Here is a 12,269-nt window from a genome sequence, read left to right on the forward strand (position 1 = left end):
TCCACGGCCGCTACCCTCGTCGCATGGCGACGCCCGACTTCATCCGTGCCCTGCGCGCGACGGCCGGCCACCAGCTCCTGTGGCTCCCCGGCGTCAGCGCCACGGTCTTCGACGACCAGGGGCGGGTACTGCTCGTGCGGCGCGCGGACACTGGCAGGTGGTCCATCATCGGCGGCATCTGCGAACCGGGGGAGCAGCCCGCCCGGACGGCGGTGCGCGAGGTCTACGAGGAGACCGCCGTGTGTTGCGTGCCCGAACGGGTCGTCCTGGTCCAGGCACTGGACCCCATCGAGTACCCGAACGGCGACCGCTGCCAGTTCATGGACATCACCCTGCGCTGCCGGGCCGTCGGGGGCGAGGCCCGCGTCAATGACGAGGAGTCCCTGGACGTGGCGTGGTTCCCGCTGGACGGTCTGCCGGAGCTGGAGGACTTCGTCCTGACGCGGATCAAGCAGGCGCTGGCGGACGGTCCTGCGTGGTTCGATCCGGGCATCGACCTGTGACGTGTGTGCGCCGGCCATAGCGGTCGGGTCGCGTCCGGCAAGTGGGCCGCCGTATGGGGAAGTTCCCGTAGTTCCCGCTCGAGCGTCGCCGGCGGCTCCAGGGGGCCGGTCGGCTTCCGGGCCCGGACCGGCCATCGCCGCTGCCCGGGCGTGCAACCGGCGGCCCCCGTACCCGCTGTTCGCCGCAGTGGACCGCTGACGGCTTCGCCCGAGGTGCGGCCTCCCGGACCCTGCGGCAGCGTGGACTGCGGACAGAACTGTCCGTATCCGACAAGGAAGGCAACTCCCATGAGCGAGCGGACCGGCCGCCGACGCGGCGCCGCCGAGCAGATGAAGGGCAAGGCCAAGGAGGTGGCCGGGAAGGTCACCAGGGACGAGCGCCTGCGCGGTGAGGGCACGGCCGACCAGGCCAAGGGCAAGGCGAAGGAAGCCGTGGACGCGGCGAAGGAGAAAGTGACCGGGGCGAAAGACGCCATGAAGGCCAAGGGCCGGCGCAAACGGTAACGGCATCAAACGGTGCGGCTGCGCGGTCCGAGGACGCCCGGGGGTCCCCTGGGGGCACGCTCCCAGCTAACGCTGGGGGTCCCCATCCAGCGGTAGCTGGGGGAGTGCTCCCAGAGGGAGTGGCCCCAGGGGGAGCATCGCAAGGCGATGGGGCCCCAGCCCGGCCTCGAGACCTGGTAGCCGCGCGGCACGTCCGGGCCGGCCCCATCGGCCCGGACGTGCTCGGCACGGCTCGCGCTTCTACTGCCCGGCGCTCGTGTAGGCGGCGGCGAACTCCGCCGCCGGTTCGATCGGGGTGATGATGTCGACCAGTACGCCGTCAGGGTCCGAGACCATGAAATGCCGCTGCCCGAAGTCCTCGCTGCGCAGCGGCAGCACCGGAGCCAGACCCGCCTCGTCGACCAGTCGGGCGTGCTCGGCGTCGACATCGGCCACTTCGAGATTGAGCAGCAGACCCTGGGCCGGGCGGCGGTAGCCGGCGGGCAGGGTCGGATGGGCCGCGTCGAGCAGGGCCAGTTCGTAATGCGGTGCCTCCCTGCGGCGCAGACTCACGTACCAGTCCGATTCGAAGGTCTTCTCGAAGCCGAACAGCGTTGTGTAGAACTCCATGGACTCGGCGACGTGCTCGCTGCAGATCACCGGGTAGAAGCTGGTCACGTTCGGGGAGCTCATCTCATCACCGTTCCCGTGGTACGCGAGGGTGGCATGTCACGTGCGGTCTTCTCGCTGATCGCATGGTGAACCGGTGACAGAGTAGGTGCCGGGTGTGACAGTCCGATCTCTCCGCTTCCCTGCTCCCTCGAACGTGTGAAGGCTGCCCCGAACTCGTGAAGGGGACGGGACCGGCCGCCGCATCCGTCCTCCTCGGGCTCAGCGCCCCCAGCGCAGTGCGGCCGTGGCCACCGGGGCGTCCCAGAGCCGCAGCAGCTCCTCGTCGACCTGACACACCGTCACCGAACAGCCGGCCATGTCGAGCGAGGTGACGTAGTTGCCCACGAGCGTACGGGCGACACTGACCCCGCGCTCGCCGAGCACCCGGTGCACTTCGGCGTTGAAGCCGTACAGCTCCAGCAGTGGCGTCGCGCCCATGCCGTTGACCAGAACGATCACCGGGGACTCCGGGCGCAGGTCGTCCAGGACGGCGTCGACCGCGAAGTCCGCGATCTCACCCGAGGTCATCATGGCGCGCCGCTCGCGCCCCGGCTCGCCGTGGATGCCGATGCCCAACTCCAGTTCGCCGGGCGGCAACTCGAAGGTGGGACTGCCCTTGGCCGGGGTGGTGCAGGCGCTGAGCGCCACGCCGAAGCTGCGCGAGGATTCGTTGACCTTCCGGGCGATGGACTCGACCCGCTCCAGCGGCGCGCCCTCCTCGGCCGCCGCGCCCGCGATCTTCTCCACGAACAGCGTCGCGCCGGTGCCGCGACGACCGGCCGTGTAGAGGCTGTCCGTCACGGCCACGTCGTCGTTGACCAGCACACTGGCGACCTGAATGCCCTCGTCCTCGGCGAGCTCCGCCGCCATGTTGAAGTTCAGCACGTCGCCCGTGTAGTTCTTCACGATGAACAGGACGCCCTTTCGGCTGTCCACCGCCGCCGCAGCACGCGCCATCTGGTCGGGCACGGGTGAGGTGAAGACCTCCCCGGGACAGGCGGCGTCGAGCATCCCCGGTCCCACGAACCCGCCGTGCAGCGGCTCGTGCCCCGACCCGCCGCCGGAGACCAGGCCGACCTTGTCCGCGACCGGCGCATCCCGCCGTACGATCACCCGGCCCTCGACGTCGACAGTGAGCTCGGGATGAGCGGCGGCGACGCCGCGCAGCCCATCCGCGACCACGGTCTCGGGCACATTGATCAGCATCTTCATCGGTACCTCCGTGTGAGCACGCTGATACAGCGGGACACAGTCAGTATCGCCAGCGGAACCGAACGGGTCACCTTCTGCCGTCGGCGCTTTGCGAGAAGTCGTGGCGACGAGCGCCTCAGCCGGCGAGTTCGGCGATGCGCCGATCGAGCTCCCCCGGACCCGAGGGGGTTCCGCTGTGCACGGTCCTGCCCTTCTCGTCGAGCAGGACGTAGGAACTCTGCTGCGTGATCTCGAACTTCTTCCAGATGCCGCCCTCCATATCGCCCAGGTGCGGGAATCCGCCGACCTTCGTGGCGGAGACGAAGTCGCGCATCGCGGCGGTCCTGTCCAGTCCGGCCACGCCGACGACCTGGACCCTCCCCTTGTACTCCTTGGCGAGCTTCGCCGTCTGCGGCGCCTGGCCGCGGCACGTCCCGCACCACGGCGCCCAGAACCAGAGCACCGTCGGCTTCCCCGCGAGTGTCGCTCCGTCGAAGCGCTTCCCGTCGAGCGTGGTGCCGGTGAACTGCAGGGTCTGCGGCTTTCCGCCGCCGTCCGTGCCGCATCCGGCGAGCGCCAGCGCGGCGGCCAGCAGGACTGAGGCGAGAACACGGGCGCGCATGCAGGACTCCTCGGGCAGGGAACCGGACGTCACAGCAGTGGCGGATACGGCCTCCCCCAGCTGACGCTGGGTGGGGGCACCCCCACCCAGCGTCAGCTGGGCGCGTGCCCCCAGGGTGGTGCCCCCAACCGCGCCCGACTGCTCATCACATGGGTACGTGTTCCGGGGCCCGAGGACTCAGTTCACCTCTGGGAGACCGGCAGTGCGCGTGACCGCGAGGAGCGCCAGGTCATCGGTGCTCCGCCCACCGGTGTGTGCGTTCACATCGGCGAGCAGCGAGTCCAGCAGCGCTTCCGGCTCCTGGTAGCACCGTCCCGCGAGCCGGGCGGCAGGGTCGTAGAAGGTCCCCGCGCGGTCTCGCGCCTCGGTCACGCCGTCGGTGCACAGCAGAAGCGTCGCCCCGTCCGGGAACCGCACGGTGTCCATGGAGCCCGCGGCGGGGCCCAAGCCGGACAGGCCCAGCGGCAGGCCGTGGTCGGCGGGCTCCACGGTGCGCACCGTTGCGGCGGACAGCAGCAGAGGAGCGGGGTGACCGCGGTTGACCAGCCGCACTTCGTCCCCGGCGGGCGTGAACTCGGCCAGCACGGCAGTGATGAAGCTTTCGAGCGCTTCGACGCCGGAACGCTGCTCGATGTCACGGGTCAGGGCCCGATCCAGCCGTGCCGCGACGTCCGCCGCCGTCGGCTCTTCGGCGGCGGCCACACGGAACGCGCCCAGCACGACGTTCACCACCTCGACGGCCTCCAGTCCTTTGCCGCGCACGTCGCCGACCAGGCAGCGCACACCGTAGGGCGTGTTCTGGACGGCATACAGATCCCCGCCGACCCGGGCATCCGCGTGGGCCGCTTCGTAGCGTGCGCCGATGAGCAGGCACCCGATACGGGCCGGGGGACGGGGCAGGACCGCGCGCTGCATGGCGTGGGCGATGGTGCGTGCGGACCGCAGCCGCACATCGCTGCGGTACAGGATGCGGTTGATGACGACGGCGATACCGGAGACGGTGGCGACCGCCCCCAACTCGCTGTTCCCGCCGCCCTCGCCCAGGTAGCCGAAATGCGCGAGGAGGGCGGTGTCGGCGAGGCAGGCCCCGATCCCCACCAGGACGGTCCAGCGCAGCGAAAGAAACGGGGCGGCCGCCATCGGCGCCGCCGAGTAGAAGGCCTCGCCACTGATCTCGGGCGGGGTGAAGTAGTCCAGGAGGACGCCGCCGGTGAGCAGCACGGCGGGCAGCAGCCGGACGAGGCGCACGTTGCCGAGCCTGGCAGCGGGTCCTCGCTCGCTCGGTGTCCGCACGGATGCGCTCCCGCCTGCTTCGGACCGTCGCCCCCAGAATCCTCGGGCCCGCCGGGCCCTGCCAGCCGAGTTCGCCCGTCCGCGTACGGGCGGGGCGGGCCGAACAAGTGAGGCGGGGCGGCCGCCCGGGTTGCCGCGCCCGGAGGCCGGACTGAGGATCGGCTCGAAAGACACCTCTGCCCCGACGAACCACGCACCGGAGATGAAGACGCCGATGATCCCCACGGACGAGCTGTCCAACCCGGCCGTACGCTCCTTCGTCGACGCCATCAACGCCGGTGACCGGGCGGCGTTCCGGGCCGCGCTCATGCCCGGCGCGACGATGTCCGACGACGGCTCCGACCGGAACCTGGATCAGTGGGCCGACCGGGAGATCTTCTCCTCCCACGGCCATATGGAGGTCGAATCCCAGTCGGCCGACGGGCTGTCGCTGATCGTCCGGTACCGCAACGACACCTGGGGCGAGATGCGGACCGCCTGGCGGTTCACGGTCGCCCACGCAAGGGTGAGCCGCTTCGACACCGGGCAGGCCTGACCCTCGAACGCCCACGGTGTGCCGGGACCGCGGCTCGGGCCGCAAGCGGCGCCGAGGGCCGCCCACTTCTCGCGGGCCCGGATTGCGCGGTGCACGGCTTTTGATCCGCTTCTCCGCGTCTGTATCGCCCTCGGTGCCACTTCAACAACATCACAGGCGGGCGGCTGAGGGGAAGGGCCGGATCGCCCCTGCGTGGCCCGATCGATGCATCGCGCGCCACGCCGGGTGCAGGTGCCGCCGTGCGGGGAAGCCTGACCCAGGCAGCGCGGCGAGCCGGATGGCGACGACCGTGGACCGAGAGCGAGGGGGTGGGTCCCATGTCCGACCATCCGCACGGCCTCCGTGATCCTGAGCGGTCCCCCACCCGGCAGACCGCCGGGTTACCACGATCGCGCCGAGCGCTGGCTGCGGGCTCGGTCGGCAACTTCATCGAGTGGTACGAGTTCGGCGTCTACGGCTACTTCGCGACGATCATCGCCGCGAACTTCTTCACCCCCGTCGGCGGAAGCGACGTCGAGGGGCTCATCAAGACGTACGCCTCGTTCGCGCTGGCATTCTTCTTCCGCCCCGTCGGAGCCGCGCTCTTCGGGCACGTGGGCGACCGGATCGGCCGGCGCCCCACGCTGATCCTCGTGATCCTGCTGATGACCGGGGCCACGACCATGATCGGTCTGCTGCCCTCGTACGCCACGCTGGGGCCGGCCGCTCCGTGGCTGCTGACGTTCCTGCGGGTGCTGCAAGGCCTTTCGGCCGGAGGCGAGTTCGGCGGTGCCGTGTCGATCATGACCGAGTTCGCCCCGCAGGGCAGGCGTGGCCTGTACGGGTCGTGGCAGTCCTTCACCGTGGCGCTGGGCCTGCTCGCGGGCGCGGGTATGGCAGCACTGCTGGCCACCGCGCTGACCGGGGACGATCTCCACGCGTGGGGCTGGCGGGTGCCGTTCCTCCTGACGCTGCCTCTGGGGCTCGCCGCCCTGTGGCTGCGGCTCAGGCTGGAGGAGACCCCCTCGTTCCAGCAGGCGCGGCAGGCCCGGGAGGATCCTGCCGACGGGCGCATCGGTCAGGAGACCGTCCAGCCCGGCAGGCCCCGTACGGCCGACGTGGTGAAGGCGGTCGCGCTGGGTGCCGGGCGGATCATGGGCTGGTCCGCAGCGGGCTACACCTTCCTGGTCGTGATGCCCTCCTACCTGCAGAGCACGCTGAACGCGACCTTGTCGCAGGCGCTGGTCGCCACCGTCCTGGCCAACCTGGGCTTCGCCGCCGCCATCATCCCGGCGGGCATGCTGAGCGACCGCCTCGGCCGGCGCGCGGTCATGGTGGCCGGAACGGCGCTGGTGGCCGTACTCGCGTTCCCGCTCCTGAACCTGGTGCAGGATCCGGGGGCATCGATCCTCACCAAAGGTCTGGCCGTGACCACGGCCGGCGCCCTCGTCGGGCTGATGGCGGGCCCCGGCCCGGCGATGCTCGCCGAGATGTTCCCGACCGGTGCCCGCTATACCGGTCTCGGCCTGGCCTACTCGCTGTCCAACGCCGTCTTCTCCGGTTCCGCCGGACTCATCATCACGGAGATGATCAAGCGCACCCATGACGTCGACATTCCCGCCTACTACGCGGTCGTGACCTGTGTGGTCAGCCTGCCGGCGCTGCTCACCCTGCGCGGTGACGACCACCGGCACCGACTGCGCGACTGACCCACCGGCGAACCAGGAGAACGAACGATGCGGGTGATCGGGCTGATGTCGGGCACGTCCCACGACGCGATCGACGCCGCGGCCGCCGACCTCACACTCGATGGGGACAGTCTCGTGCTGACTCCGTTGGGGCTGGTGAGCGAGACCTGGTCCGGCGAGCTGCGCGCGGCGCTGACCGCGGCGCTGCCACCGGCGACCACCACCATGAAGGACGTCTGCCGGCTCGACACGCGCGTGGGCCAGGCGTTCGCCGCCGTCGCCGTCCGAGCCAACCGGGAGCTGTGCGCCGACCGCGCCGACCTGATCACCTCGCACGGGCAGACCGTCCATCACTGGACCGAGAACGGCCGGGTGCACGGGACCCTGCAGATCGGACAGCCGGCATGGATCGCCGAAGCCACCGGCTGCCCGGTGGTGTCCGACCTGCGTACCCGTGACGTCGCCGCCGGAGGCCAGGGGGCGCCTCTCGTGAGCATCGTCGACGTGATGTGGCTGCGCGGCCGCCCCGGCGTCCCCGTCGCCCTGAACCTGGGCGGCATCGCCAACATCACCGTCGCCTCGGGGAGGCGTGAGCCCGTCGCCTTCGACACCGGCCCCGCCAATGCCCTGATCGACGCGGCGGTACGCGATCTGTCCGACGGCCGGATGGACTACGACGCGGACGGGGCGCTGGCGGCCCGAGGGAGCGTCGACGCACCGCTGCTGCGGCAGCTCCTGGACGAGCCGTACTACGCCGAGCCGCCTCCCAAGACGACCGGGAAGGAGCTGTTCCACCTGCCCTATCTCCGGGCCGCTCTCGGCGGTCGCGGCCCGCTGCCGCCCGAGGACGTCGTCGCCACCGTCACCCAGCTCACGGCCAGGACCGTCGCCGACGCGGTGCGGTCCGTCCAGGCGACCGAGGTCATCGTCTCGGGCGGCGGAACCCGCAACCCCACCCTGATGACCATGCTGCGCACGGCACTGCGGGGCATCCCGCTGCGGTGCTCCGACGAGCTCGGCCTGCCGTCCGCGGCCAAGGAGGCCTATGCCTTCGCCGTCCTGGGGTGGCTGACCGTCCACGGACTGGCCGGCACGGTCCCGGCGTGCACCGGCGCCCGCCATCCCAGCATCCTGGGGTCGATCACCCCGGGCTCTCGCGGTCTGCGTCTGCCCGAGCCTCGGGAGAGAGCACTCTTCCGACTCGAGATCTCGCCACGCTGAACCACGACGAACAGCAGCGGTTCGCGCTCGGGGGGAGCCGGGGCGCGGGGATCCAGGTAGTGATACGGGGGTTTCTCCCCTGCCCAGTCAGTGGCGGCCGCAGGAGTCTGGAAACCTCATTGGAATTCCGTCGCAGCAGGCGGAGAGCCCCAAGGTCCGACACGACTATGAAGCCGTTCACAGCCACCCTCCCCGCGCCCGTGGGAGTCCCGCGGAGCCCGGCCGGCTACGACATGCCCGCGCACAGAGCCCCCATGAAAGCGACCTGGCTGCTGGACCCCGAACCGTCCTCGGTCCCCGAAGCGCGGCGACTCACTCGCTCCCAGCTGTCCGACTGGGAACTCGAGGATGCCATCGGCGACACCCAGCTCCTGGTCAGCGAGCTGGTCACCAACGCGCTGCGCCACGCGTGGGGCCCGATCCGGCTCACCCTCTCCCGCTCCGCCCTACGGGGCACGCTGCGCTGCGAGGTCGAGGACGCGAGCCCGGCTCCGCCTCGCGTCTGCCCGGCCGACGAGAGCGATGAAGGAGGTCGGGGGCTGCACCTGATGAATCTGCTGTCGCGCTGCTGGGGGAGCCACTGGACACCGGAAGGGAAGGTGGTGTGGTGCGAACTGCACATCTGCACCGGTTCCGATGAGGGCCGGGCCGTCTGACAGGAGGGAGACGCCGTCGACGATACACGCGAAGCATGTAACAGCCATCGAATGTCCCGGGGCCGGAAGTCTGGCGTCATCGGCGCAGGGTGTCCCGCCCCGGGCGTCTGACCACCACTCGTGCAACTCGTGGGAAGACCTTTCCCGCCGCAGGTCGGCGCGCTAGCCTCCACCCACGTCCTCGCTCCCCGTAGCCCCTGAGGAACACCGCGTGCGCGAGTCCTCCCAGCCTGCCCTCGTCACCGCTCCCCATGTCGGCGGCCTCGCCGACGCCGTGTTCGACAATGCTGCGCAGCAGCCGGAGCGGGCACAACTGGGACGCAAGGTGGACGGCCAGTGGCGGGACGTATCGGCCGCCGAGTTCCGCGACGAGGTGGTGGCCCTGGCCAAGGGACTGCTGGCACAGGGCATCCGCTTCGGTGACCGCGTGGCGATCATGTCCCGCACCCGCTACGAGTGGACGCTGTTCGACTTCGCACTGTGGACCATCGGGGCGCAGCCGGTGCCGATCTATCCCACTGCGTCCTCCGAGCAGGTCGCCTGGATTCTGCACGACACCGGCGCCGTGGGCTGCGTGATCGAGCACGAGGAGCAGGCGATGACGCTCGGCACGGCGATCGACCGGCTCCCCGCGCTGCGCAGCGTATGGCAGCTGGACGTCGGCGCCGTCGACGAACTGGTCGCCGACGGTGAGCAGCTCACGGACGATGTCGTGCACCGGCACCGGCTGGCGGTCACTCCGGGCTCCGTCGCCACCGTGATCTACACCTCCGGCACGACCGGACGCCCTCGGGGGTGTGTGCTCACCCACGCCAACTTCATGGCCGTGTGCGACAACCTCATCGCGCGGTGGCGCCCGATCTTCGCGCCCGCGGCCGACGGCCAGCCGTCCACCTTGCTCTTCCTTCCCCTGTCCCATGTCTTCGGCCGGATGGTCGAAGTCGCCGCGATCAGGGCCGGCGGCCGACTCGGACATCAGCCCGAGATGTCGGCGGCCGCACTGCTGCCCGACCTGGCGGCGTTCCGCCCCACGTTCGTCCTCGCCGTCCCCTACGTCTTCGAGAAGATCTTCACCGCCGCCCGGAACAAAGCCGAACGGGCCGGCAACCTCGCGGCCTTCGACAAGTCCGTCGACGTCGCAGTGCGTTACGCCGAGGCGCGGGAGCGGCACGCGTTCGGCACCGGGCACGCCCCCGGCCTGGCGCTGCGCCTCCAGCACCGGTTCTTCGACAAGGTCGTCTACAGCAAGCTCCGTGTGGCGATGGGGGGCAAGGTCCGCACCGCCGTGAGCGGCGGCTCGACGATGGGGCGGCGACTCGGTCTGTTCTTCGACGGGGCAGGCGTGACGATCTACGAGGGCTACGGTCTGACGGAGGCCACGGCGGCGGCCACCGCCAACCCGCCCGGACGGGTCCGGTTCGGCACGGTGGGCCACCCGGTCCCCGGCACCACCGTGCGCCTCACCGACGAGGGCGAGATCATGCTGCGCGGAGCAACGGTCTTCTCCGGTTACCTGGGCGATCCCGAGGCCACAGCGGAGGTACTGCAGGACGGCTGGCTCGCCACCGGGGATCTCGGCTCCCTCGACGAGGACGGCTACCTCACGATCACCGGCCGCAAGAAGGAACTCATCGTCACCGCCAGCGGCAAGAACCTCTCGCCCGCGCTCCTGGAGGAGCAGGTTCGCGAGCACCCGCTGATCGAGCAGTGCCTCGTCGTCGGGAACGACCGGCCGTACGTGACCGCGCTGGTGACGCTCGACCTCGACGCCCTGGCCACCTGGTTGGAGCTTCGGGGCAAGCCGCCGCTCGATGCCGCGGACCCGGTGGGCGACCCCGATCTCGCAGCCGAGGTCCGCAGGGCGGTGTCGGCCGCCAACACCCAGGTGTCGAAGGCGGAGTCGATCCGGGCGTTCCGCATCCTGGCCAAGCCGTTCAGTGAGGAGGCCGGCCTGGTCACGCCCTCCCGCAAGCTTCGGCGCCGCCGGATTGAGGAGAGGTACGCCGAGGAGATCGACGCGCTGTACCGAGACTGACGCCGACGGCCGCGCCCGTCTCAGGTCGCACGGGTGGGGCGAGCAGCGCCCGGCCGTCGTGCTTCGGCTGGGGAGCACCGGGCGGCGTCCGGTGGCAGGCCGCAGGATCAGCCGCAGGGACACGGCGTCACAGGTGCCGCCGGTTCACGCCACGCCGACCAGGTCGGTGATGAACTGTGCGGCGTCCGCTCGGAAGGCCGACCGGCCCAGGGCGATCCGCCGCTCCCGCGCCAGCCCCGGCCGGACCAGCCGGTCGACCGTCATCAGCAGCTCTCCGAGGTCGGCCGCATAGGCGGAGAGGCCCGCCGCGGCCATCTGCCGTACGCCTTCGCGGCCGTGGCCGGGAATCGGACGGTAGCCGACGACGGGGAGGCCCGCGGCGAGCGCCTGCACCGCGGTCTGCCCGGCCGCGTTGTCGATCAGGACCCGGGCCGCCGCCATCAGGCCCGGCATGTCCTCGACCCAGCCCAGCGCGAGGACCCCGGGCAGTCGGGACGCCCTGCGCCGCAGCCGTTCGTCCCGCCCGCAGAGCAGTACGGGGAGACAGCCGTGGCGCGACAGTGACCCGGCCGTGTCCCGCAACCCCGGGCCCACTCCCCACGCCCCGGCGGAGAGCAGTACGGACGGGCGGTCCGGCCCGTGGTCCGCGAGGACGGCACGCCACCCGTCGGGCGCCGACTGCGGCGCGGGGAACTGCGGGGGGACCACCGGCCCGGGCGCCTGCGCGGGCCGTCCGGTGCCCGCACGTGCGGCCTCGGCCGCAGCTTCGGTGACACACAGATGCAGGTCGTTCCCGGGGTGCAGCCACCCGCGGTGCACGGCGAAGTCGAGGACGAAGACCACACTGGGCACGCTCATCGCCCGGCGCATGCGCAGCCGCCCGGTGATCTGTGCTGCCAGGTGGAAGGTGGAGACCACGGCGTCGGGGCGCCACCGGTCCACGATCTCGATCAGCCGGCGTTCCGCCAGGGCCGCCAGCGGGGACGTGCCGGGCCGCGGACCCGTACCGGGCGATAGGAACGTCGCGTAGATCGCCGCGTAGAGCTGCGGCACGTACCGCACCGACGCCCGGTAGAAGGCGCGCAGGGCGGGCCCGGCCCCGGGGGGCAGCAGTGCCAGCGTGTCCTGCAGGAGTACGTCGTGACCCTGGTTCCGCAGTCGGCGGGCGAGTTCGCCGGCCACCGCGTCATGGCCGGCGCCCATGCTCGCGCCGAGCACCACGAATCGCCGTTCCATGCGGCTCCCGGGGTCGAGGGGGATCGAGGGGCGTGCCGAAGGGCTCCATCCCGCGGCGGACGGCCGCCGAATCGACCTGTTCGGGTGGAAGGGGGGATCGCCGCGCAGCGGTGAACGGGCGCCCCGGCCGCGTACCGCGGATGCTGGGAGGGCCA

At 71.3% G+C, this 12,269-nt stretch carries 12 protein-coding genes; 7 read left to right on the forward strand and 5 right to left on the reverse strand.

Going from position 1 to position 12,269, the window contains the following annotated elements; genetic code table 11:
• Window positions 1-23 precede the first annotated feature (23 nt).
• Window positions 24-503, forward strand: coding sequence for an NUDIX hydrolase (locus ACTWQI_RS12125; RefSeq protein ID WP_443269827.1), 480 nt, complete (start codon window positions 24-26; stop codon window positions 501-503).
• 288 nt (window positions 504-791) lie between these two features.
• Window positions 792-1,007 (forward strand): CsbD family protein, encoded by a 216-nt coding sequence (locus ACTWQI_RS12130; protein WP_443269828.1) that lies wholly within the window; start codon window positions 792-794, stop codon window positions 1,005-1,007.
• 240 nt (window positions 1,008-1,247) lie between these two features.
• Here ACTWQI_RS12130 and ACTWQI_RS12135 read toward each other — a convergent pair whose 3' ends face one another.
• The 4 genes from ACTWQI_RS12135 to ACTWQI_RS12150 all read right to left on the reverse strand — a co-directional run bounded on the left by ACTWQI_RS12135 (window position 1,248) and on the right by ACTWQI_RS12150 (window position 4,764).
• On the reverse strand, window positions 1,248-1,679 hold the full coding sequence (locus tag ACTWQI_RS12135; RefSeq protein ID WP_443269829.1) for a VOC family protein: 432 nt from the start codon (window positions 1,677-1,679) through the stop codon (window positions 1,248-1,250).
• Between the two features lie 198 nt (window positions 1,680-1,877).
• A complete protein-coding gene (gene dhaK, locus ACTWQI_RS12140; RefSeq protein WP_443269830.1) occupies window positions 1,878-2,870 on the reverse strand; it encodes a dihydroxyacetone kinase subunit DhaK in 993 nt (330 codons plus the stop codon).
• A 115-nt stretch (window positions 2,871-2,985) separates the two neighbouring features.
• Window positions 2,986-3,471, reverse strand: coding sequence for a redoxin family protein (locus ACTWQI_RS12145; protein ID WP_443269831.1), 486 nt, complete (start codon window positions 3,469-3,471; stop codon window positions 2,986-2,988).
• Between the two features lie 177 nt (window positions 3,472-3,648).
• On the reverse strand, window positions 3,649-4,764 hold the full coding sequence (locus ACTWQI_RS12150) for a PP2C family protein-serine/threonine phosphatase (RefSeq protein WP_443269832.1): 1,116 nt from the start codon (window positions 4,762-4,764) through the stop codon (window positions 3,649-3,651).
• A gap of 214 nt (window positions 4,765-4,978) precedes the next feature.
• On the opposite strand from ACTWQI_RS12150, the gene ACTWQI_RS12155 reads away from it, so the two are divergent.
• From ACTWQI_RS12155 to ACTWQI_RS12175, 5 genes are all read left to right on the forward strand, one after another.
• A complete protein-coding gene (locus ACTWQI_RS12155) occupies window positions 4,979-5,299 on the forward strand; it encodes a nuclear transport factor 2 family protein (protein WP_443269922.1) in 321 nt (106 codons plus the stop codon).
• A 317-nt stretch (window positions 5,300-5,616) separates the two neighbouring features.
• Window positions 5,617-6,987: an MFS transporter gene (locus ACTWQI_RS12160; RefSeq protein ID WP_443269834.1), complete on the forward strand. Its 1,371-nt coding sequence runs from the start codon at window positions 5,617-5,619 to the stop codon at window positions 6,985-6,987.
• A gap of 27 nt (window positions 6,988-7,014) precedes the next feature.
• Complete coding sequence (locus tag ACTWQI_RS12165; RefSeq protein ID WP_443269835.1) at window positions 7,015-8,187, forward strand: anhydro-N-acetylmuramic acid kinase; 1,173 nt, start codon at window positions 7,015-7,017, stop codon at window positions 8,185-8,187.
• A 254-nt stretch (window positions 8,188-8,441) separates the two neighbouring features.
• Window positions 8,442-8,843 (forward strand): ATP-binding protein, encoded by a 402-nt coding sequence (locus ACTWQI_RS12170; RefSeq protein ID WP_443269836.1) that lies wholly within the window; start codon window positions 8,442-8,444, stop codon window positions 8,841-8,843.
• A 211-nt stretch (window positions 8,844-9,054) separates the two neighbouring features.
• Complete coding sequence (locus ACTWQI_RS12175) at window positions 9,055-10,878, forward strand: AMP-dependent synthetase/ligase (protein WP_443269838.1); 1,824 nt, start codon at window positions 9,055-9,057, stop codon at window positions 10,876-10,878.
• 144 nt (window positions 10,879-11,022) lie between these two features.
• Here the strand turns inward: ACTWQI_RS12175 and ACTWQI_RS12180 are convergent, their stop codons facing one another.
• On the reverse strand, window positions 11,023-12,114 hold the full coding sequence (locus tag ACTWQI_RS12180) for an MGDG synthase family glycosyltransferase (protein ID WP_443269839.1): 1,092 nt from the start codon (window positions 12,112-12,114) through the stop codon (window positions 11,023-11,025).
• Window positions 12,115-12,269 lie beyond the last annotated feature (155 nt).

Source organism: Streptomyces sp. KR80 (genome assembly GCF_052245555.1).
Lineage (GTDB): Bacteria > Actinomycetota > Actinomycetes > Streptomycetales > Streptomycetaceae > Streptomyces.

Coding starts and splice junctions, on each gene's coding strand:
- ACTWQI_RS12125 (WP_443269827.1), top strand. CDS start 24: ATGGCGACGCCCGACTTCATCCGTGCCCTGCGCGCGACGGCCGGCCAC.
- ACTWQI_RS12130 (WP_443269828.1), top strand. CDS start 792: ATGAGCGAGCGGACCGGCCGCCGACGCGGCGCCGCCGAGCAGATGAAG.
- ACTWQI_RS12135 (WP_443269829.1), bottom strand. CDS start 1,679: ATGAGCTCCCCGAACGTGACCAGCTTCTACCCGGTGATCTGCAGCGAG.
- dhaK (WP_443269830.1), bottom strand. CDS start 2,870: ATGAAGATGCTGATCAATGTGCCCGAGACCGTGGTCGCGGATGGGCTG.
- ACTWQI_RS12145 (WP_443269831.1), bottom strand. CDS start 3,471: ATGCGCGCCCGTGTTCTCGCCTCAGTCCTGCTGGCCGCCGCGCTGGCG.
- ACTWQI_RS12155 (WP_443269922.1), top strand. CDS start 4,979: ATGATCCCCACGGACGAGCTGTCCAACCCGGCCGTACGCTCCTTCGTC.
- ACTWQI_RS12160 (WP_443269834.1), top strand. CDS start 5,617: ATGTCCGACCATCCGCACGGCCTCCGTGATCCTGAGCGGTCCCCCACC.
- ACTWQI_RS12165 (WP_443269835.1), top strand. CDS start 7,015: ATGCGGGTGATCGGGCTGATGTCGGGCACGTCCCACGACGCGATCGAC.
- ACTWQI_RS12170 (WP_443269836.1), top strand. CDS start 8,442: ATGAAAGCGACCTGGCTGCTGGACCCCGAACCGTCCTCGGTCCCCGAA.
- ACTWQI_RS12180 (WP_443269839.1), bottom strand. CDS start 12,114: ATGGAACGGCGATTCGTGGTGCTCGGCGCGAGCATGGGCGCCGGCCAT.